This window comes from Paenibacillus sp. FSL M8-0334 (assembly GCF_038000405.1).
Lineage (GTDB): Bacteria > Bacillota > Bacilli > Paenibacillales > Paenibacillaceae > Paenibacillus_AQ > Paenibacillus_AQ campinasensis.
On sequence record NZ_JBBOCH010000001.1, the window covers coordinates 196,300 to 219,273 of the forward strand.

15 protein-coding genes and 1 other annotated feature are annotated in these 22,974 nt (G+C 51.7%); of the genes, 2 read left to right on the forward strand and 13 right to left on the reverse strand.

The features are described from left to right. Nucleotides 1–59 precede the first annotated feature (59 nt). The 12 genes from MKX64_RS00900 to MKX64_RS00955 form a co-directional block, all read right to left on the reverse strand. Nucleotides 60–2,114 carry an alpha-amylase family protein gene (locus tag MKX64_RS00900; RefSeq protein ID WP_341035221.1) on the reverse strand — a complete coding sequence of 685 codons (2,055 nt, stop codon included), beginning with the start codon at nucleotides 2,112–2,114 and terminating at the stop codon, nucleotides 60–62. 33 nt (nucleotides 2,115–2,147) lie between these two features. Beyond that, a complete protein-coding gene (locus MKX64_RS00905) occupies nucleotides 2,148–4,148 on the reverse strand; it encodes an alpha-amylase family protein (protein ID WP_095397513.1) in 2,001 nt (666 codons plus the stop codon). Nucleotides 4,149–4,182: 34 nt separating this feature from the next. Continuing rightward, nucleotides 4,183–5,820, reverse strand: a complete 1,638-nt coding sequence (locus tag MKX64_RS00910) for a response regulator transcription factor (RefSeq protein ID WP_095263282.1) — start codon at nucleotides 5,818–5,820, stop codon at nucleotides 4,183–4,185. Continuing rightward, nucleotides 5,817–7,580, reverse strand: a complete 1,764-nt coding sequence (locus tag MKX64_RS00915; protein ID WP_095263281.1) for a sensor histidine kinase — start codon at nucleotides 7,578–7,580, stop codon at nucleotides 5,817–5,819. Before MKX64_RS00915 ends, MKX64_RS00910 begins: the two co-directional genes overlap by 4 nt. Nucleotides 7,581–7,648: 68 nt before the next feature. Then, nucleotides 7,649–8,527 (reverse strand): carbohydrate ABC transporter permease, encoded by an 879-nt coding sequence (locus MKX64_RS00920; protein WP_095397511.1) that lies wholly within the window; start codon nucleotides 8,525–8,527, stop codon nucleotides 7,649–7,651. Between the two features lie 54 nt (nucleotides 8,528–8,581). After that, entirely contained in the window at nucleotides 8,582–9,535 is a 954-nt protein-coding gene (locus MKX64_RS00925) for an ABC transporter permease (RefSeq protein WP_095263279.1), read from the reverse strand. A 35-nt stretch (nucleotides 9,536–9,570) separates the two neighbouring features. After that, on the reverse strand, nucleotides 9,571–11,304 hold the full coding sequence (locus tag MKX64_RS00930) for an extracellular solute-binding protein (protein ID WP_176475455.1): 1,734 nt from the start codon (nucleotides 11,302–11,304) through the stop codon (nucleotides 9,571–9,573). A 195-nt stretch (nucleotides 11,305–11,499) separates the two neighbouring features. Beyond that, nucleotides 11,500–11,790, reverse strand: a complete 291-nt coding sequence (locus MKX64_RS00935; RefSeq protein ID WP_095263277.1) for a YlaN family protein — start codon at nucleotides 11,788–11,790, stop codon at nucleotides 11,500–11,502. A 282-nt stretch (nucleotides 11,791–12,072) separates the two neighbouring features. Next, nucleotides 12,073–12,318: an HPr family phosphocarrier protein gene (locus tag MKX64_RS00940; RefSeq protein ID WP_095263276.1), complete on the reverse strand. Its 246-nt coding sequence runs from the start codon at nucleotides 12,316–12,318 to the stop codon at nucleotides 12,073–12,075. A gap of 94 nt (nucleotides 12,319–12,412) precedes the next feature. Next, nucleotides 12,413–13,528: an aminopeptidase gene (locus tag MKX64_RS00945; protein ID WP_095397510.1), complete on the reverse strand. Its 1,116-nt coding sequence runs from the start codon at nucleotides 13,526–13,528 to the stop codon at nucleotides 12,413–12,415. A 129-nt stretch (nucleotides 13,529–13,657) separates the two neighbouring features. Then, nucleotides 13,658–14,626, reverse strand: a complete 969-nt coding sequence (locus tag MKX64_RS00950; protein ID WP_341035224.1) for a hypothetical protein — start codon at nucleotides 14,624–14,626, stop codon at nucleotides 13,658–13,660. Between the two features lie 49 nt (nucleotides 14,627–14,675). Next, nucleotides 14,676–16,649, reverse strand: coding sequence for a sensor domain-containing diguanylate cyclase (locus MKX64_RS00955; RefSeq protein ID WP_341035225.1), 1,974 nt, complete (start codon nucleotides 16,647–16,649; stop codon nucleotides 14,676–14,678). Between the two features lie 525 nt (nucleotides 16,650–17,174). Between MKX64_RS00955 and rpsD the strand changes: the two genes are divergently transcribed. Beyond that, nucleotides 17,175–17,774, forward strand: coding sequence for a 30S ribosomal protein S4 (gene rpsD / locus MKX64_RS00960; RefSeq protein WP_095263273.1), 600 nt, complete (start codon nucleotides 17,175–17,177; stop codon nucleotides 17,772–17,774). 213 nt (nucleotides 17,775–17,987) lie between these two features. On the opposite strand, the gene tyrS is transcribed toward rpsD, so the two are convergent. Then, nucleotides 17,988–19,241 carry a tyrosine--tRNA ligase gene (tyrS, locus tag MKX64_RS00965; protein WP_341035226.1) on the reverse strand — a complete coding sequence of 418 codons (1,254 nt, stop codon included), beginning with the start codon at nucleotides 19,239–19,241 and terminating at the stop codon, nucleotides 17,988–17,990. Nucleotides 19,242–19,310: 69 nt separating this feature from the next. Beyond that, nucleotides 19,311–19,598: a binding site (T-box leader), on the reverse strand. A 148-nt stretch (nucleotides 19,599–19,746) separates the two neighbouring features. Here tyrS and MKX64_RS00970 point away from each other — a divergent pair. Next, entirely contained in the window at nucleotides 19,747–22,836 is a 3,090-nt protein-coding gene (locus tag MKX64_RS00970; protein WP_095263271.1) for a transglycosylase domain-containing protein, read from the forward strand. Nucleotides 22,837–22,974 lie beyond the last annotated feature (138 nt).

A 22,974-nucleotide genomic window follows, 5' to 3' on the forward strand; every position in this document is an offset into this window, starting at 1 on the left:
ATCTTGGTTTCCAGGATTATCCGCCTCTATCTAAGGTGCCCCTGCTATTCGAACGATTGTCAGCGTGCCTGCTCGGGTTCCTTATGCCCGCAGGTGATTTTCACAGCTTCCCAAACTTGAACCTGCGGCACGGTAAACCGCAGCTCAGCGCCGTCTGTCGTAAAGGGAAGCTTCCCGTTCTCCAGCAGGCCATTCACTTCCGCGATCCCGCCTGTTAACGAGAGAGGAAGCCTCACCTCAAGATGATGAAGCGGAACCGGCTGGGCTAGCGGTCTTCTTCCCGTTCCGTTGACAAAATGAAGCAGGAAGCCGTTCCGGTTGCGGTATATTGTAGCCTGAAGTCCGGCATTCGGCGCAACGCGCAGCAGCCGTTCCCCCCGGTTACTTAAATCGATCAGATTGTCCAGCAGCTGATAATGCTCTCCTAGTTTAAATTCATCAATTAATTCACTGAGCGAAAACGTTAGGAACAGCACACTCCCCAGACCCTTCTCATGCCTTACCACGAGTGGAATATCGGTTCTGGGCACGGATAGAGAGGCTCTCTCCGGCGGAGCTCCGACACTTTCCAGCGGAGAAAACGGCGGCACCAGCGTGGCCAGAACGTGAGCGTCAGGGGATGGCTTGCAGTAAACAACATGCCCCCTATGGGGAATCAGCTGTGTATCCTCCATCCCCTTCTGCAGCGGATTTGCGGTTCCTTCGAACCGCAGGTAGCTTGCCGTCAAATGCTCGCTAACCGTCATGGCAGGCTCAATGCCAAGCAGGTCGGCAAGCTCCTTCCTGAACGGGCCGCTGCTTAATCTCCCCTCCACCATGAGGTTTCCGCCTTGCTCTACATATGCCCGCCACGAGGACAGTTCCCTCTGGCCGATCGGATACAATTCCGGAACGATTACAGTGCGATACCGTTTCAACGTCACCAGGCCGGCTTCTTCCTGCGGCAGGATGTCAAACGGAATTTGGCGGCTGACAAGCCCGTCCGCCCAGCCCCCTACCGACCTGCCTGAATGCCATAGCAGGGCTGTCTCCGCCAGAGCTTCTGCTTCATGCATCTCTTCTGCCAGCTTCTCTTCCCGGGAGTTATGAGCCTTTACCGTTCTCAGAATACGCTTATCCGTAATCGTGTCAGGAATTCCGGTCAACGAATGCCAAATCTGGCCCCCATATGCCGGAATTTGTGCCAACCAGAACGCGTATTCAGCCGGCGGCATTCCGGTATGTCTCCAGTCCATTCCGGGGCAGGAATGAACAATGCCGAGCGGCGGAGCGGCGAGTGCCTTGCCCCGGCCCAGCTTAATGCTCAGCGCAGGCTTCCAAAATTCCGGGATATGGCGATACCCGCGAGAAAGGACATTTTGCGGCTCTGTGCATAGCAGATCGCTTCCGGCCTTCCGATCCTCTAAGCTTTCATGAAACAGATTATAATACCCGAGTACCGGCACCTCCTTCCGGATCTCCTTGATCGTGCCGTTCAGCAGCTCCATATTGTCGCGAAGACATATCGAGCCCCAGGTTCGGTCCAGCTCGGACCGATCCTCCGGCATCGGATATCCGTACAGCTCCTGGTATTTGTCCTGGCAATTTCCGCACAAGCAAGGAATCGTACCCGGATTATTGAAAAAAACGCCGTCGATATCATATTGATTCAGCGTTTCCCGCAGTACCGGCACAGCCAGCGCTTCGTTGCGATATCCGGTATTGATGCAGGTGGACATCAATAGCGACCAATTCCCCGGCCGCTTAGCTCCGATGATCTCCGGTTCTCCGTCCTTGCTTCGCACAAACCACTCTGGCCGATGCTGATATACGAAGTCATCCGCCTTGCTGAAATCGTATCTTGCCACAAACCGCAAGCCCTCCCGATGAAAGCACTCAATCATCTCCTGCAGCAGATCCCCCTGATCCGGCAGAAATTCATTCACGTGGTGAAACGGAACCTCGCTCCTGTACCAGGCGTATATCCCGCCCACATTAAAAACAACCGTATTGGCACACATCTCTTTCAGTTGTTTAGCCAGCCGCTCAGGGTCAATCCGCGCCGTGTCCTTCACCTGCATGTTGGGCTGGATGATGCGAAGCGGCTGATGCCACCACCATTCGTTAGCGGACATGAATAAGTTCCTCCTTTTTGTGACAACTGTGCCCTACGCGTTACCCTGCAGATGATAGGCGGCATAGACCCCAAGCTTCGGAATCTTGAGGGCGATCAAGTTTTCGTCCCTTTGAAGCTCAGCCGTCTGACCATCAACCAAAGCTTCCACATGGTCAACCTGGCCGATTCCTCGCAATTGAATATTAATATCATGCATATCAATCGGCGCTTCATAGGTCGATCCATTAAAGCCTGATAAGTTCAACAATTGCAGCATATAGGATTCATCCGGCAACCGGTGGAGGTTGATCTCCACGCTGGGATGAGCCTCGGCGCGCAGTGTCGCAGTTCCGTTCAGCAAGTGTCGTATCGCCCCGCATACGATATATTTATGGTCGGCAAAACCGTGGTCATGGTACAAACGGCCAACGTTCCAGCCCATGTACGCCCCCATCCCCTTGCTATCCGTTGTTTTCCCGAATAGAACGAGACCATAGCGGTCCGTAAGCTCATGCCCGTACGCCCGCTCCGGCGGCCCGAAGCTGGATGGCGCCATATAGGGTAGCTTTGCGGATGCCTGGCTTCCGGGGTGAAGGACTGCAAAAGGACCTTGGACGATAACCCACTGCTTTCGCTCAAGCTCAGGGTACATGGTCTTATCATCCACGACCATATAGGAGGCCGTCGTGTCGGCGATGATCGTATCCACCGAAGTCCCGAACAGGCGCGAAAGCGCGGTCGTTTGAGCGGACAAGGCCGCTCCCGTTGCCAGAATATGCTTGCCGCCATCCCTTGCTTCCAGCAGAACATCCAGCTCCTCCGCTGTCGTCCTTGTGATTCCCGGCAGCACCACCACCCTGGCCCTGCTTCTGCGGAGCTGCTCCAATCGATTCTGTGAGATCACATCAAAGAGGATATGGGACTCCTTCAGCATCTTGAATAGTCCCAGGTATTCTGTATATGAATCCCGCTCGGAGGCCGGCGGCTTCACGAGCACAACGTCAGCCATGGAGGAGAAGCTGCCAAACAGATGCTCGTGCTTCTTGTGAAACCGAAAAACCTTCGCGACGCTATCCATATTGTCCATGTCCGGATAATCTTCGAAAACACCGATAATGCAAAAATCCAGCCCCGAACCATTCACCAAATTTTCGTACAGCCTAATCTCGGTTTCATATCGCGATACCCCTGTGAACCTGTAGGTCAGGTCGATGGCGTTAATGGAGCAGTTGCTTGACAGCTTGTCATCATAGCTGCCGGAAATCGGCATCACGTTCTCCGCAGCCGAATACAACCATTTCGAAGAAGCGCGATTTAATGCGGTAGCCGACTCATGCCTAACGATATCCACCTTATGTGGATGATAGGTACTGATCGCTGTCTGCGGATTCAACGCCTTGATATGATCGTGGATGGTATCCAGCATTTCCATTGCGGTGATCTCTTGGAATTCGCGATACTTCCTGTACACGAAGTCATCTTGCTGCTCTGGCTCCGGAAGCTGAAGACCATACATTTCCCGAAAACGCGTCCTGCAGTTGTCGCAATAACAGATGCCGTAATGATTCCCGCTGTAATCCCAGTTTTGATAACCAAACATATTAAAGAATACGCCGTCCACATCATAGCTGCTTAACACTTCTGTCAAAATATCAAGGGAATAACGCTGCTGATAGCCCCCGTTCAGACAGGTGTGAACGATGCCGTAATAGTTCACCTCCCGTCCTTCCCTAGTACGGTAGAACCATTCCGGTCTCTGCCTGAACACCGACTCATGCGCCTTGCTGAAGTCGAACCGGGCAATGAAGCGAATCCCGTTCGCGTGAGCTTTGGCTATCGCTTCGCCTAGCAGATCCTTTTTCAAGTAGGGAGTTACATAATGATAGCGAAGTCGGGACGGATAGAAGGCAAATATGCCGCCTGCATTCATCATCAGTACATTGGCTTCCAGTTGCTTAAGCTGATGGATGAGCGCATCAACGTCCATATTCGCGTCGACTTCACGCAGATTATTCTGGATCAGCCTGAGCCTGTTGCTGCTCCACCATGTCATATAACAGCCACTCCTTTCTTGTTGACTTGTTGGCCTATCTTTTACCGCTTTGGCCCTGGCGGAATTGCTGCGGGGTAACGCCGTAGTAATTTTTGAACAGCTTGATAAAGTAATGCGCCGTTTGGTAGCCTGTCTGTTCGGCCACCTCGTATATTTTGGAATCCGTCTTTCGCAGAAGGACAGCGGCATGCTCCATCCGTCGTTTCAGCAAGTAATCGCTTAGCGTCTGCCCTGTTTCCGATTTATACACTTTAGAGAGATAGGCCGGGTGAAACCCAAGCTCCTCTGCAATAAGCGGCAGAGATAAGTCCTCGTTCAAGTGACGCTCAATATATTGCTGGATGCGCTGGGCAAGAGAAAGTGTCGTGCTTCTGTATCCCGGCTTCTGTTCTTCGGCTAGCTCTGCTATGCACTGAAGCGACTTGAAAGCCCAGTCGCGAAAGCTCCGCAAATCCCAGGTCGTATGCTTCTCCAGCATCGAGGCATATAAAGGGCCGATCATATCGACCAGCTGCTTGCCTTCCTTATGCGAGACAAACTGGAAGGAACCAGCGATGACAAAAAATGCTTCCTGGGCATATTCTGGCGAATCCGTCCATTTATGTTCAAGCTCGGCAAAAATATCCCGAAGCTTCTCGTACGCTTCTTCCCAGCGCCCGATCTCCATCAGATTGGAGAGGGATGGCGGCTGGTATAGGGAATCAATCAGTCCCGACAGCTTCGGCTGCGGAAGTTCACTGATGATAGCGAACAGGCCAGCCACTTTATCCTCCCGGTTGCGGAACAACAGACGGCTTTTGTGAGAGGCCTCGTTCAGTTCATCGGGGAAAGCTACCGGGCTGCTTACAATCCCTACCGAGATCATGTGTTTCAGATACCGATAGACGCTGCGCTGAAATTCCTTGGCCCTGCGCTCCAGTCTGTCTGCGGCGTGCAGCCCTTTATTCTCCCTCGGCTTGAGCACAAATGCGATGATCCGATCATTCATGGCCGTATACCAGACATCAAATGAATCCTGCAGCAGTTCTTCTCCGATATTGCCGACTGCGTAACTGATCAATGCCTTGTCATGCCCGTTGTAGCCCGACAGGTCATCCTCGAGCTGGATGGCAAAAAACAACACCTCATCTCCGGCGGTAAACGGAAGCTCAAGGGCCTGCAACCGCCGCTCCAGGTCACGTCGCAGAATCGCCTTGCCTTCGATAAGATCCCGAAGGAACGCTTCCCTGATCAGGGGGGTATGCACCCGCATTGCGTGAACTGCTTGCTGGTACATCTGGGTCCGATTCGCCTCCGTCATAATCTCACCGTGAAGCTTGTGCAGCGTATCCAGCAGCTCAGAATCTTTGACCGGCTTCATGAGGTATTTCGAAGCATGTAATTCCATCGCCCGCTGGGCATACTCGAACTCGGCGTAACCGGAAAGCAGCACGCATTTTACCTGTCTGGAGCTCTCCCTTATCCGGCTGATCAGTTCAATCCCGCTCATCTCCGGCATCCGAATATCCGTAATGACAATGTCAACCCGGTGGGCAGCAAAACACTCGAGCGCCTCCTTCGCGGAATATGCTTTATAAACCGCTCCTATAAACGGAAGCCCTGACTCCGTCACAATATGGGCGATTCCGTCGGCCTGATGCGGGTGATCATCTACGATAAGCAGCGATATCATTCTGATCCCTCCGAATGCTTGTGCTTGTTAAGCGATTTCTCTTCTTGAACACGGAAGCGGAGCACTACCTTCAATCCTCCCAGTTCGGAGGGGGCAAAGCTAAGACCATTCCCGTCCTCGTTATACAGCAGCAGACGCTGGTGAATGTTCCACAGGCCGCATCCCATGTTCTCATCCATCGTACGGTTCATCCTGCTCCGAAGATGCTCAAGATCCTCGGCTCTGATTCCTCCCCCGTTATCCTCCACGGTGATAACCGCATGTGTCTCTTCCATGCGGCCGGTTACGCGTATGAGCCCATCGTTGAGCGAATTCTCGATGCCGTGCACAATCGCGTTTTCCACAACCGGCTGAATAATGAGCCTTGGAATGGACCAACACCGAAGATGTCTAGGCACATCGATGTCATAGTCCAACCTTGGAATCTGCATCCTGTGAATTTCCAGATAGCTTTGAATCAACTCAAGTTCTTCATCAAGGCGGGTTGTTGTCATTTCGGTACGGGTCGTATACCGGTAATACTGGCTGAGATGCTGGGTAAAAGCGATGACTGCCTCCCGGTTCCCCATCTGGGTCATGCTCTGAATAAAGGCAAAGTTGTTATACAAAAAGTGCGGATTGATCTGGGACTGCAGTTGCTTCAGCGTAGCGTCCCTAATTCTGAGCTGGCTGACATACACCTTCTCGATCAGCTCCTGCGTCTCCTCACTCATGCGGTTGAACTCGGAGAATAGATAATGAAATTCACTCTGCCCGTTCACCGGAAGCCGAAAAGCATAATTCCCCTGCTTCAGTCTGCGTACCCCCTTAATCAGCTGCAGCATCGGCCGCTGCACGCTGCGGTATATAATGACCGCGAAACCAATGCCGATGAGCAGCAGCAACGCCATCATGAAGTAGAACCACATCAAGCTTTGATTCAAGGAGGCGATAACTGTCTTGAGCGGGACGAAGTCAACTAGATACCATCCCGGCCATGTGGATTCCGTATAATTCATCAGATACTTCTGCCCGCCAGACCTTACAATTTCGTAGCCGTTGCCTTCAAATGGATAATCGCTGAGCAAACCCTGGAGATGATCCGTCCCTTCGAAATCGGCAAGATGGCGGGTAATGCCTCCATAGTCCGGATGGTAAAACATCGGTTCCCCGGACCTGCCCGCAGCAAATTGCTCCATCATTTGCGCAATGTTACTGGCAGGGATGGCCGCCTCCAGGATCAGGCTCAGCTCCTCTGGATGATCATCGAGCGTGAACGGTTTGGTCATATGGCGCACAAAATAATATTGCTGGCCAGCACCCGAATCGAGCTTGACATATGACCAATTCGTATAAAAATGCTCACTAAAGTAAGCGTTATCAAATTGCCGGTTCGAATCGGTAGTAATATACATGCCAGTGACGGGGGAAAAAAGGGTAAGCTCATATTGCCAACTGTACGATGTGCTCTGCAGCCGCAGGTGATGCTCCAGCGCCTCGATCGTTTTAAACGTATCGTAGCCCGGTTTTGTAATTGAAGGATGCTGCAGCATTAACGCATTCGGATCGGACATCGTAATATAAGCCGATTTCCACAGCTGCTCACTAATCATATCGAGCTGCTCTGTCAGAAAGTTCTGTTGGTTCAGCGTGAGCTGAATCAACTCCTGTTGAATGATGCTCATACTAACCCGATTGGAATAGGTGTAAATCAGGATGACCGGTACCAGCAGGATCGACAGCAGGACAATGATTTTCTGAAAGGTATTCAGCCGCTTCATATTCGCCTCCGCTCTTCAAAGGATGTCTCAATGTCAGTTTACATGAAATCAATGAAGAACGGTCTGTTTTAACCTTTTACCGAGCCCAGCACAATTCCTTTAACAAAATATTTTTGCAAGAACGGGTACACCAGCAAGATAGGCAGTGCTCCGATAAAGATTTGAGATGATTTGACAGTTCTGTTCGAAATCTGATGAAGTGCTGCCAAATCGACACCAACCTCCGAGAAGTTCTCCTTGACCACAATCGTATGAAGAAATGAAGCCAACGGATAATCCTCAACCTTGGTCATATACAGAATGCCGTCAAACCAGGAATTCCAGTGCACGACCATCGTAAAGAGCATAATGGTGGCCACAGAGGGCATCGAAACCGGTATGAAGATGGAGAACAGCGTCCGGAAATGTCCCGCACCGTCCATCAGTGCAGCCTCCTCCAGCTCCTGCGGCAAATTCCTGAAGAAATTGAGCATCAGAATCATATTCCATACATTGACAGCCGAAGGAATCACCAAGGCCCAGATCGAGTCCATCAGACCAGTGCCGCTCACCACCAGATAGGTGGGGATCAGCCCGCCGTGAAATAGCATGATGATGATAAAGTACCAGGAGTAGATGTTTCTGCCGCGGAACCGATGCTGCTCCTTTGACAGCGAATAAGCGGCCATCATCGTCACGATCAGGGATAGCACTGTACCTAGCACCGTCCGCTGCACCCCGATCAACAGCGCCCGAATGAAGTTATTGTTGCCGAGGGTTTCCTTGTATGCGGCTGTAGTGAAGTCAATGGGAATAAAATTGACGATATTGGCCGTAGCCGCATCCCGGGAGCTGAACGACACCGCGAGAATATGAATTAACGGTAAAATACAGGCAAGACTGAGCAGAGCGATACATGTATAATTGAAAAACTGGAACGTCTTATAAGTCTTAGAGTAAAATCGCATTCCACACCTCCTATCCTTAAGAAAAAGCTTCTTGCAAGCGGCCTCTCTACAACCCTAGAATATCCGGTACCCGGCCCATTTGTATGCCAGCCGATAGCTGATCACGATCATGATGAAGCCGATTAACGATTTAAAGAAACCAATGGCCGTTGCGAAGCTGTATTGACTGCCCAGGAGGCCGACCCGGTATACAAATGTGTCAATGATATCTCCTTTGCTGTAGACAAGCGGATTATACAGATTAAAGATCTGATCGAATCCAGCGTCCAGCACCCTGCCCAGCGACAGCGTCGCCACAACGATGAAGATCGGGGCTATGGCGGGCAGAGTAACGTGAAGGACCTGCTGCCAGCGGTTTGCGCCATCGATTTCAGCAGCTTCGTACAGAGATGGGTTCGTGCCTGCAATCGCCGCAAGGAAGATGATCGCCGAGAAACCAAAGTCTTTCCACGCATCGGTCACAATGACTGTAAATCTGAACCAGTCCCCGTTCGAGAGAAATGCAATCGGATCGATTCCCAGCGTGCCGAGGAAACGGTTCACAATCCCGCCGCGGATAGATAGAATATCAACAAATATCCCGCCCAAAATGACCCAGGACAAAAAGTGCGGCAGGTAAACCAGCGTTTGCGCCGTTCGTTTAAACCACTTGATGCGTATCTCATTCAGCAATAGGGCGAAGATAACCGGCACAAACATATTGGTCATTATTTTCGCAAATGCAATGATCAGGGTATTGCGGATAATCTGCATGCTGTCGGGGTATTCGAACAAATACCGAAAATGATCGAGCCCCACCCACGGGGAGCCTCCAAAGCCGAGCCACGGTTTGTAATCCTGAAAAGCGATCACAATGCCCATAATCGGAATGTAATTATAGACAAGGGCAAGGAGGACGGCTGGAAGCAGAAGGACATGAAGGGGCCATGTCTTTTGTAAATACGCCCGCCAGCCTCTCGTAGGGAGACGCAGCGCCTTCTTATCGGTATTGAATACCGGTTCGGTCATACACTCCCCTCCTTCCTTTCATGATTCTGTGGTGGTTACTGCTTGACATTTTCGTACCATTCATTAACTTCCTCTGTCATCTGATCCCCTCCGTTCTTCTTCCATTCCTCGACGAAGGTATCAAAATAATCTACAGGCTCGTCGCCATAAATGATCTTCAAATAGCTCTCCGTCATCAGCTTGATCAGCAGCTCGCCTTTGGAGACCATCGTTTTGGTAGGCGGACCGTTGAAATAGTTCACAATCACATTATCGTTCTGGGACACTCGCACAATCCCAGCCTCCAGCATGCGCGGCTTTGCCTTCGATACACTGATCTCCGCCATGTTGTCCGGGTCTGCATCCGGGTCGGAAAGGAATTTCTGGAATGCGCTGTCGCTTTGGAATGGGATGATGCCGTTCATGAACGGTAATGTCAAGTCATAGGTGACGTTGGCGTCGGCTGGGTTCGGCCATTTATCACTTGGTATCCCATGCTCATCAAAATTGCCCCGGTACACGTTCCCTTCATGCAGCACATAGTCATAGCCTTCCATCCATCCGTTTCGCAGCGCCTCATCGAAGTATGGATCTTCTTCACCGAAACTTGCGGCATAGATCTTGTTAATATAGCCCATCATGGCGTCAACATTATTGAAGTCCTTGTTGAACACAAGATAATCCCTGACCATCGATTTTTCGGCGCGCGCCTGCTGCCCGCCAGGTCCAGCTGGAAGCGGATACGCCTTAAACCCTTCTACACCTCCAAGCGGGTACCCATCCATCCAGGGAGGTCCGAAAATAATGCCCGCCTCACCGCTCGCAGCGATCTCCCCTGCCTTGGCAGCGTCCTTGATGCCTGCTTCAGGATCGACATAGCCGTTGGACATCCAGTCTCTCATCTGCGCTAGGAAGTCCTTGATTCCAGGCTGGATACCGTTGTATACCAACTGTCCGCTCTCGTCCGGATTCCAATATTCCCATATATATTTGGAAGGCATATGGTTGCCGAAAGCTCCGACCAAACCGTCCGCCGAGGACATCCAGTTATAGGGTCCTTCCTTCAGCGAAACCGCGAGTCCGAGCGTATCATCCTTGCCGTTGCCATCCGGATCATCCTCGGTGAAAGCTCTCAGCACCTCCGTCATCTCATCAATCGTGGTTGGCGCCTCGAGGCCCAGCGCGTTAAGCCAATCCTCTCGGACCCACATCACGGTGCCTTCATCCATCGCAAACATATTCGGAAGGCCGTAGATTTGCCCGTCTCTAGTGACAGGGTACAGCACCTCCGGATATTTCTCATAAATCGCTTTCAGATTATCGGACAAATACTGATCGATGTAATCATTAAGAGGCTGCACCTTTCCAGCCGAGATAAGGTCATTGGCCATCTCTACTTTCGTTGTGAACACATCCGGCAGCTTCTGGTTTCCCGCCATCATCAGTCTCAGCTTCGTCTGGTAATCCTCCAGGTTGGGAACGACAAAGTCAAAGGTAAGGTTAATGCCCATGGAGTCGCTCATCCATCTGGTGTGGAAATTATCCTGGATCGTTTCCCCTTCCTTGAATTCGTTCTCCCCCTGTGCAGACCAGCGTATGCCGGTCGAAACAGTGACCGGCGGATCAAATTTGAAATCTTTGGGGTTTGTGAGCACCGGGCTCTCCCGATCGATGCCCCCCTCTTCCGCAGTGCTGCCCTCCTTCTGCACCTCTCCGCTGCAGCCTGTAATCACCAATAAAAGTGCCAGCACCGTCATTAGCGATTTTCCCTTCCATGAAACCCGATTCATGGACATTCCCTCCTTCATGCTGAATGATGTTGTTTCATGTGTTCATTGTATGGATGATTGGAAGCGCTTTAAATACAACAGTTTTTAGTTTATATCAATAATTTAAGCTGTGAATCCAAGCTGAACATAAAAAGGCTATCCCCGGCAGATCGGGGATAGCCTTATTTCTATGTATGCCGCCTGTACGAGGACAGGCTATTCGGCTTGTTGATTCATGGCTTCGTACAGGAGCGCCAGATTGCGTTCCAACTTGCTGATCAGCTGTTTTCCCGTACTCTCCGGCAGAAGGCCCGCACGAACGGCAAAGTCAACTTCCTTGGAAAAACCGTACATTTGAGTATCCAGCACTTCCTCATAGAGAGGGCAGTAACGGGTTGCCAGATTCTCCATCTGTACTTCAATGAGCTTTAGAATTTTATCTGCATCTTCATGTAGAAGACTGATCGCTTTAAGATTCAGCTGTTCCTGCAAATCAGATGAAGTCATGATCTTCCCCCCTATGTCAATATCACAACAAGTAACAAGTGATAACTACTATCATTAATATTAGTCGAAATCACAAATCAATACAAGGACTAGATCATAAAAACGTCTATCGGTGTGCGTGCTCCGGAACACCTTATCCTGTTAACAGCAGTTTCTTGCATTATAGACGTCTTCATCGCCGCTGTAAAATTACAATATCTACTATCCTCAAAATCGTATGCTTCATCCGCGTAAAAAAGCACCCCTCATCCCACAAAAGGATGAAGGGCGCCTCTCCAATGTCTATTCAATTACTTTGACGTTCAGGCCGTGCTTATCAAACACTTCCAGCAGCGCCTTCTTCGCTTCTTCTGCATCAGGCCCATGGACATGAAGCTCATAGCTTTGGTTGCTTACCAGTGTCGTGAACAAGCCTAGGATGCTCTTTACATCGATGTACTTGTTCTCGGCCTGCAGAACAATGGAGGATGAAAATTGACTGGCAGTTTGCGAAATTTCGACAACGGCCTCATTGTTCTTATTGGACATACGAATCCCTCCGTAACTTTAGGATCTCTGATTGCTCATCATTGCTCCTTCATGATACATTGAATCCGTTTTCTTTTGCAACATATTTTCCAATCTATTTAAGATTTTCCGGGTTCAATGCTTCCAGTTCCGGCAAAACAAAGAGACCGTCTTTCCGGATCAGAACATCGTCAAAATAAATTTCGCCGCCGCCGTATTCCGGGCGCTGAATCAGCACGAGATCCCAGTGGATGGATGAGCGGTTGCCGTTGTCTGTCACTTCGTAAGCCTGGCCAGGCGTAAAGTGCAGGCTGCCGGCGATTTTCTCGTCAAACAAAATGTCCTTCATCGGCGTGAGAATGTACGGGTTGAAGCCGATCGCAAATTCTCCGATATAACGCGCGCCTTCATCGGAATCTAAAATTTCGTTCAAGCGCTTCGTGTCGCTGCCTGTCGCTTCGACAATTTTACCGTTCTCAAACACAAATTTGATGTTCTCGAACGTTACGCCGTTATATAAGGTTGGCGTATTGTACGTGATCATACCATTGACGGAATCGCGCACCGGCGCGGTGTATACCTCTCCGTCCGGGATGTTTTTCTGGCCGGAGCATTTCTCGGCCCCGATGCCTTTGATCGAGAAGCTGAGATCTGTCCCCGGGCCAACGATCCGCACCTTATCCGTGTTTCTCATAAGCTCGGCCAGCGGATCCTGCGCACGGTCCATTTTGGAATAGTCAAGATTGCACACATCGAAATAGAAGTCCTCGAACGCCTCCGTGCTTGTATTGGCAAGCTGGGCCATACTCGCGTTCGGATAGCGCAGAACAACCCATTTCGTATGCTTGACACGCTGCTCGCTATGTACAGGATGTGAATAAATGGAATTGTACATCTTCATCTTCTCTTCCGGCACATCCGCCAGATCATTCACATTCTCGCCTGCGCGGATGCCGATGTAACAATCCATCTGCTTCATCCGGTTCAAATCCAGCTCTGCCCAAAGCGCTAGCTGCTCACGGGTTGCATTTTTCAACATAGCCCGCTGAACCGTCCGATCCGTCAGTTGAACGAACGGCCGTCCTCCCTTATTGGAAACCTCCTCGACGATGGCGTTGAGGAGATCGCGCTCGGAACCGATCATCTCGATGAGCACATTCTCGCCAGGCTGCATATCAATCGAGTAGTTCACGAGATTTTCAGCCAGCTTCTGTATTCTTGGGTCACGCATCTGTCTAGTCCTCCTCTGATGCTGTCACTATGTTGCCAACAAATTGAACAGCGGTAAATTCATAGCCTATTGTAGCACGGGAGAGACTCCGGCGTCAGCGCCCAGCTGCAAAAATAAACGCTTCAGCCCTTACGGTTCGGCAAACGTAATATCCGACACAAGCGTTTCGGTCCGCCTCCCGCCTGCGCCGTCCGGCAAGGATAACTGCCGTTCCATCGTCAGCCTCGTCGGCAGCTGGGAACGCTTGTTTATCGTCACATGATACACCGCGTTGACCTCCGCCTGCTGCAGCAGTTTGGCAAGCTCGTCATTTTCCTTTTGCCACAACGCCTTCAGCTGCTTCCGGACAGACGGATTGTCGCTGTAGAGCGGGTCACCCTTCTGCTCAATTCTTCTTCCGATGGCCTCCATCTGCTCATTCAAAGCTTCCCGTGTCATCCGTGAGGCCGCTTCGGCAGTAAGCTCCACCCGAAGCACGCGCGTGCCCCGGGCCGCTCCAGACTCATCGGCAACCCGTTTCTCCGCCCTGCCTACATATTCAAGCTGTTCAAGCGGATTCAGCCGCGACATCCACATGTCCTCTGTATGGCCGGGCGATAGCATGCTCCATTGCCCCTGCTTCCGCTTGAGCGTCACCTTATGCCCGCTCGCCATCCAAGGGCGCGCTGCCGGCATATCATGGTGTGCCAGCTTCTGATTTTTTTCCGTCTTAGAGGAAAGGATTAACTGGTTATGCTGTTTCAGCTCGCCCTCAAAGGCCAGATTTTGCTCAAAAATGCCCTCCTCGCCGCTGCGAATCGCTGCGTTGCCTTTGAAGGCCAGATTATCCACCCCCGACAGACCGGCAATCGCCCGGTTCAGCGCCTCCTCCGGCGGCAGCGGATTGTCCCATGCGCATCCCGAGGTTCCTCCCGCTGCCAGCACGAGCAGACATCCTATAAACAGCCGCATATGTCGCCATTTGAGCTTGTTGAACATGCATCCCGCCTCTTTCCATTCGTTCTTGATTTTAGACTGTCCGACCTGTGCCTGTTTATACCCTTCATCACCAGCAAGCTGGGCAGCCTGTCTGTCATCGGTGCGGATGTTTAGAACCACAAGAAAGAAGCCCCCAGGCATGCACCTTGAGGCTTCTTCAGCTACCGTATTATTCTGTCTGTGACTTCTCGACCACGATCCGGTTCCGGCCCCCGTTCTTCGCTTCATACAAGGCCATATCCGCCCGGTAAAATAGGGATTCTACACTCACCTTCTCGTCCGTCCAGCTCCACTCCGATATGCCGCAGGACACGGTGACTCTAGGGTCCGTCTCCTCCGCAACCCGGGAGCGAATTCGCTCTGCCACCCGCACCGCCTGCATCACACCGAGCCCGGGCAAATAGACGGCCAGCTCCTCGCCGCCCCATCGGGCAGGGATATCATTGTGCCGGATCGCAGATTTCACAATTCCGCTTACCTGCTTCAATATGTTATCCCCTCGCTGATGCCCGAAGGTATCATTCACCTGCTTGAACTGGTCGATATCAATCACGATCAGCGAGCCGCATACGTCCCGATTCTGGCATTCCTGGATGAGATCGTCGAGATAGTGGCGCGCATACAGCCCTGTCAGCATATCCCGATTGGCCATTCTCCGCACCTCGGCGTGAAGGAAGGCATTGCCGATGGCCAGGCCGATATGGCTCGTAAGCGCCTGCAACAGCCGATAGCTGTCGTATGAGAAATAATGAGGCTGATGGTGAGTCAACAGCACAACCCCGCCCACTTCCCCGTTGATCAGCAGCGGAGTTGCAACGAGCGATCGGGAGCCTGTGCTTTCCATCAACCTCGATTCTGCCGGACGCTCCTCCTCATAGTCCGCCAGAATGAGCGCCTCCTTGGACCGGTACACCAGCCCGCCAAGTCCGTAGCTGATATCATGCACTTCCTTCAGCATCCACTCCGCATTGCTGGACACGACCTCAAGCCCGTCCAACTCCGCATTGTAGATCAGAATGCAGCAATAGTCTGCCCCGAGCATGCTCAGCAGCTCCTGATTGGCAAATTTAAAAATCTCGACCAGATGCAGGCTTTTGTTCAGTCTCCGCGTAAGCTCATTCATCATCCGCAGTTCATGAATCATCAGATTGGACTGCTCGTACAGCTTGGCATTCTCAAAAGACGTTCCCGCCGCATCCGCCATCATGCTCAGCAGCTCTAGATCCATCTCCGAGAACACCGAAGGGGCAGCCTCCAGATGGAACACGCCGTATACGCCCTGCCTTCCTCCCATCGGAATTCCGACTTCCACCAGGGCATCCGGATCTTCTTGCTTATGTATGGTCATTTTGCCCTCCATAAAGGTGCGGACAAAAACCTCCTCCTGCCAGTGCCGAAGCAGCAGCTGGCGAACCAAGGGATGCGCGCTCTCATGATCCTGGGACATGTACAGCTCGACCTTTACGTCGGGATACAGGGAGAGGACACTCTCGATCGCCTCCGTAATGACGCTGTCAACGTTAATCTGGACATGCATCCGTTTCACATACTGAAACAGAAGAGAACGGCGGGACGCTTCGCGCTCGGCCTTGACGTGAACTTCTTCCAGATCCTTCACAAACAGATGCTCAAATCGGCGGTAGAAATTGGCACGGTAAAGCAGCGCATAAGGCTCCGTTAGCAGCAGCGCCCTGTCCTTACCCGGTTCATCCGGCGGCGACACGCTGATCATGATCGCGAACAGGTCGCCGTACACCCGGCTCAAGAGCGGGACCGCGCAGATCACCTGGCCGCCGAGCCTTTCCATGCTTCTGCTGCATACCGGCTTGCTGTACCTAAGCGCCTGCGCTACCGCATCGTCATCTCCCGCGGCAAAATACGCTCTCAGCTCTTCCGCTCCGGCCAGCCAAGCTCCGTCATGAGAAAGGACAGCCCACCGAAACGGCCTGAGCGCTTCAATCTGTGAGCACTCTTGCAGCCACTCCATATAACTGTCCTCAATCAGCGGGTGCAGGTAAGTAAAATCGTAAGGGGTAATATCCAGATTTTGCAGAATGGAAGAAGCCCCTCTTAGCGGCATCTCGTCATCGATAATCGCAGGACCGATATAGCCCTTATACACTTCACGTTGTTCCTCTGACATAATGGGCGCTCCTTTGCACCATGATAAAGCCTTTTCTCAAGCTTACGGACATGAACTCCGGCTTGAAGATGCTTCCGGTTGATGCGCATGCTGCCTAAAACAACGTATTAACACCGGACATAAACAGGCTACATACCAAATCAAATCATGTAGAGTAGCTATTTGCGACTAAATATACTATTCTTATCTTAATCTGTTTTACCCACGATTGCATTATATTTCTTGCGTTATTCCCAATATTTTTTAGTTCTATAGTCCTATCGACAAATTTAGACAAACTTATGTAAACCTCGAACTTGACTTTATATCATTACTTCATATAATATTTATTGTTGAGTCAGAATGCAATGCATTCAATGAATTTGGGCGGAATCGTTGTGTCACCCTCACGTCATTTGTTACTGACAGGACAGCGGCTGAACTTTCCCGTCAGATTCTTTCCGGCATTGAACGGATGGAATAGAGACAAATACGGCGCAAATAGAGCCCTAATGAAACTTTACTAAAAAAGGAGTCTATATAACAATGGCACGTTACACCGGTCCTAAATTTAAATTGAGCCGTCGTCTTGGAATTTCCTTGAGCGGCACTGGCAAAGAATTGAAACGTCCTTTTCCTCCAGGCCAACATGGTCCTAACCAACGGAGAAAAATGAGCAACTATGGTATGCAGCTTCAAGAAAAACAAAAGCTCCGTCACATGTACGGCTTGGGCGAGAAGCAATTCCGCACCCTGTTTGCGAAAGCAACCGGCATGAAAGGTATTGCGGGTGAGAACTTCATGTTCCTGCTTGAGAGCCGTCTGGACAACCTCGTTTATCGTCTTGGCTTCAGCAACTCCCGTGCAGGTGCTCGCCAGCTGGTAGCACACGGTCACGTGACTGTGAACGGCAAAAAAGTAGACATCGCTTCTTACTCCGTAAACCCTGGCGATGTTATCGGTCTTCGCGAGAGAAGCCGCAGCCTTTCTTCCATCAAGGAAGCTTTGGCTAACCGCGTGCATCTCCCGGCTTACCTTGAGTTCGACGAAACGGCAATGGAAGGGAAATACATCCGTCTTCCAGAGCGTTCCGAGCTTTCTCAAGATATCGACGAGAAGCAAATCGTCGAGTTCTACAACCGTTAAGATCCACAATAAGAAACCCGGAAGGCCTTTGGGCCTCCGGGTTTTCTTATTGTGTCTGGCGAGTTGACCGCCCTGTTGCCCCGGCGCATCGGTATAGGGGCACTCCACTCCCCATACGTGAAAACGGGCTCCGCAAGCCGAATGTCAACTGGCTGTTGCCTTAAGGCCAGTTGGCTTCAGCTAGGAAGCCCGTCTTGTTCATAGGTGCCCCGATCAGGACAGCTTCAGCTTGGCAAATTTGCGTTTGCCGACCTGAATAATATCCCCCTCCTGCGGCGTAATGTCCGCGTTGACGTCCGTTATTTTATCCTCATTCCATTTCACAGCGCCCTGCTGAATGCTCCGTCTCGCTTCCCCGTTGGAAGATGCAAAGCCAAGCAAGGTCAACAGCCGGATCAGGCGAATAGCGCCCTGGTCAAGCTCCTCTGCCGGGATCTGGTACTCCTGAATGTCGTCAGGCAAAGCCCGCTGCTGAAAGACGGTAACAAAATGCTGCTGAGCCGCATCGGCTGCTTCCACCCCATGGTACATCCGCACGAAGGTGTGCGCGAGGCGCATTTTGGCATCCCGGGGATGAACGCTGCCGTCCTTCAAGCCTTCTTCCAGCGCCTTCAGCGCTTCATTGTCGAGGTCCGTCGCCAAGCTGTAGTACTTCATCATGAGTTCATCCGGGATGGACATCGACTTTCCGTAAATCTCATTCGGCTCCTCATCGATCCCGATGTAGTTGCCCAGGCTTTTGCTCATCTTCTGCACGCCATCGAGCCCCTCGATAAGCGGCATCGTAATCGTTATTTGCGTGTCGACACCGTATTCCTTCTGGAGCGTGCGGCCCATCAGCAGGTTGAACTTCTGATCCGTTCCGCCCAGCTCGATGTCAGTCTTCAGCGCCACGGAGTCCATCCCCTGCATGAGCGGGTAGAAGAATTCATGGATGCTGATCGGCTGTCCGCTCTGGTAACGCTTCGTAAAGTCATCCCGCTCCAGCATGCGCGCAACCGTCACCTTCGCCGACAGATTGACGACATCGGCAAAGGTCATCGGCGCAAGCCATTCGGAATTGTAGTAGACCTTCGTCTTCTCCGGATCCAGAATTTTGTAGATCTGTTTCTGGTAAGTTTCGGCATTTCGTTTCACATCTTCTTCGGTCAGCTGTTTCCGCGTCTCCGATTTGCCTGTCGGATCCCCGATCCGGCCGGTAAAGTCACCGATAATGAGCTGAACCTGGTGCCCCAGCTCCTGGAATTGACGCAGCTTCTGCAGCACAACCGTATGGCCGAGGTGAAGATCCGGCGCGGACGGGTCCATACCCAGCTTCACGCGCAGCGGCTCACCGGTCACCACCGATTTCGCCAGCTTCTGCTTCAGCTCCTCTTCCGGAATGATCTCCACGACACCGCGCGAGATGATGTCAAGCTGACGCTGAACCTCCTGTTGCTGCCTATCTGTAAGTTCTTCCCATTTCATCCAACAACACTTCCTCTCTAAACGGATTGGTATTCCATCGCTATGCGCACAAAAAAGCTCCTTCTCATCCCAAGGGACGAGAAGGAGCGCTCGCGTTACCACCCTAGTTAAAATCCGGCAGCTGCAAAAAAGGGTTGATCCCAGCCTGCAGCGAACAGACTTTCACTTCATTGCCATAACGGGAATGTAATCCCGGTACCGAACTACTGCGCGCAAGTGAGCCTAAAGCCCATTGCACGGTTCCCACGGCCAGCTCAGGACGGTAATTCAAAGGGGAATCGTTATCGGTTTGCACCAGCCACCGACTCTCTGCCAACGCTTGCTCGCCCTTTTACTGAGGTCCTTCAACGCTTTTCAACGGTATGAAACTTTTGCAATTATTTATAACACAAGCGTTTCGGAAAAGTCAATCTTCTGCAAAAAAGGACATGCTAAAGACGAACATATGATTCAAAACCTTCGATTTATGCTATAATAGGTGCGTTAAAAGGAGGAGTAACATTTCATGGTTGAGGAGAAAAAACAGGGGCCTGCTAAGAAGAAAAAAGCCCCGACCAAAAGATCCTTTTGGCGGATCATGGGTTCGGTTTTCGGATGGCTCTTCGTGCTGGGGATGATGGGCGTCTTGTTCGTCGGAGGAGCCGTTGGCGGCTACGTCACCTCCATCGTTAAGGAGGAACCTGTAAGATCGAGATCTGTCATCGAACAGACGATCAACGAAAACGCCATAACCGGCTTCGCCTACTTCAGGGATGGCTCCCCTATCGGACAGCTCAGGACCGATGAAGACAGACGTCCTGTCAATTATGAGGATATTCCGCAGATCGTCATAGATGCCATCGTTTCAATCGAGGATAATCGCTTTTTTACCCATAAAGGGGTGGATTTCAGAGGAACTGCCCGCGCGGTGAAGGAGCGCCTCTTGAACGAACCTACCCAAACCGGGGGAAGTACGCTGACCCAACAGTTGGCTAGGCTCACATTTCTAAGCCGGGATCGGACGGACAACCGTAAGGTCAAGGAGATTCTGCTGTCCATGCGCATGGAGCGCTTTCTGACGAAAGAGCAGATTGTTACCGGGTATTTGAATAAAGTTCCATTCGGCAACGGCTCCAGCGGCTATCAAGTATTCGGCATTAAAGCCGCAGCCCGGGGAATCTTTAACATCAACGATCTGAATGAGCTGAACATTGCCCAAGCCGCCTATTTGGCGGGTCTGCCTCAGCTTCCTTCAGCCTACTCGGCCTATAACGGGCAGGGCAATTTCGATGAGGAAGCGTTCAAGCGAGCGTTGAACCGTCAGTCCCGAGTGCTGGCCAGCATGCTGCAGGAAGGCAAGATTACGCAAGCGGAGTATGAAGAAGCCAAAGCCTTTGATATCAAAAGCTCGCTGGCTCCGAAAACTCAGAAGGCTTATGTTACCTATCCATATCTGATGATAGAGGTCGAGCGTCAGGCATCCAAAATTTTGATGGAGCTCGCCGAGAACGACTCTGCCGACGAAGACAGCAAGGCTGCGAAGGAAGCCGCATTGGTGCAATTAAGCACCGGCGGTTATAAAGTCTATACAACCATCGACCGGACGGTGTACCGGACGATGCGCGCGATCGCCGAGGATGACAGCAACTTCTTCCCTGACAGCGAGGAAAAAGGGATGGAGCAGACGGCCGCGATGATGATTGACAATAAGACCGGCGCCATTCTCGGCATGATTGAAGGCCGCGATTTCTACAAGGAGCAGATGAACTACGCTACGCAGATGGAAAGACAGCCAGGCTCGGCGATGAAGCCCGTAGCCGCCTATCTGCCGGCGCTGGAGTCAGGTGCGCTTCAGCCTGCAAGCATCGTGGATGACTCGCCGATTATTTTGAAGGATTATTCCAAGGTATATCATATTCCAAAGAACTCTTACAGCGGATACAGAGGATTGATGACCGCCCGTCAGGCGTTGAACGATTCTACCAATACGGTGGCGCTGAAGCTGTTTAACGAGACCATCGGCATAGAGAACGCTTGGGAGTTCTCCAAGAAGCTGGGCATCAATACGCTGAAGGAGAGCGATTACGCGGCGTCGACCGGCGTTCTGGGCGGTCTTAGCACCGGGGTAACGGTCGAGGAGCTGACCAACGCCTATAGTGCGATCGGAAATCAGGGCAAATTCAACGATGCCTATATGATTGAGAAGATCGTCGATTCCAAAGGCAACATCGTGTATAAGCACGAAGCGGAGCCTGTACAGGTATTTTCCGAGCAGACTGCTTATCTGATGACCGATATGCTTCGCACCGTCATCACGAACGGTACAGGCAGCAAAGTGCGCGATACTTACAAGAAATTTAATGAAATTCCGGTTGTCGGCAAAACAGGCTCCACGCAAAACTACGGCGACGTCTGGTTCATGGGATACTCCCCTGATATCACACTCGGCGTTTGGGTGGGCTATGAGAAGCCGATCCATACGCTGGTTGGCGATCAGCGAAGACATGCACAGGCGATTTGGGCCCGGATTATGAACGAGGTTACAGATGCCAAACCAGACTTGTTCCCGACCAGCGCTTTCGAAAGACCGGAAGGAATCGTGTCGAAGACGGTGTCCGCATACAGCGGCAAGCTGCCTTCAAGCTTGACGGACAGATTTGTAACAGACCTGTTCAACCAGAAGTATGTGCCAACCGAAGTGGATGACGGCATTGTCAAAGCCAAGTACATTACGTACCGAGGCGTCAACTACATTCCGCGAGAGGAAACGCCGGAAGACATGCTCAAAGAACAAAATGTCATCAAGCGGCCTAAGCCGATTGATGAATTGATCAGAGAGCTGGAAGAAGCGCTGCGGGTGATGAAGGGCGAGAAAGGATCGCTTGAATCCTACTTGCCGGCTGACGCCAAATCCGGAGTGCCGACTAAGATCGATCCGAGAACTGATGACGGCAAAGCGCCGACACCACCGAAGAATGTGAGTTACTCGGCAGGAAGCATCAGCTTCTCGCCTAGCGGATCACCGGATGTCGTCGGTTATCGCCTCTTCAAATCGCTAAACGGCGGCGCCTTCGTGCAGGATCGCGTTGTGCTGGCCGATGAAACGACGGTATTTACCGGCCTTGGCTCAGATAGTCCATTTACAGCCTACTACGTGGTGGCCGTCGATGTGGTCGGCAAAACATCCGAGCCAAGCGCAATTGTTGGTCCACTCGGCATTCACATGCCGATGCCAGGCGACGATGAAGAGGATTTGGACTCCTTCCCCGATGATACACCTGGGGAGTCCGACGGCGAAGAAATAACGGACCCGGCTACAGGCGGCCAGGCGGATACCATGATCCCGCCGAGCCCTCCGGGACAACCGACGTTGTCGGCAACACCGGAAGGGTTCAGCGCCACTTGGCCGGGCAATGCCGGACAGGAAGAAGTGATTCGCTACAACGTATACTTCAGTCCGGACAACGGCAATTTTCAGCAGATCGGATCTAGCCATTCCACAGAGTTCTACTACACAAGCGGCAATCCGATCAGTGGCTACTTCCGAATTACGGCCGTGAATGCCTATGGTGAATCATCGCCATCTTCCGCGGTATTCTTCGAAAAGAGTGAATAATTGAACCATAATGAACACGAGGGTGTGCCCGGTATTCGCCAGGCACACCCTCTCTTCAATTTAATCTCGCCAACTGTAGCCTTCACTCCTCACTCCTCACGATGCACAGAAAAAGCCTTCCTTGCCGTATGGAAACGA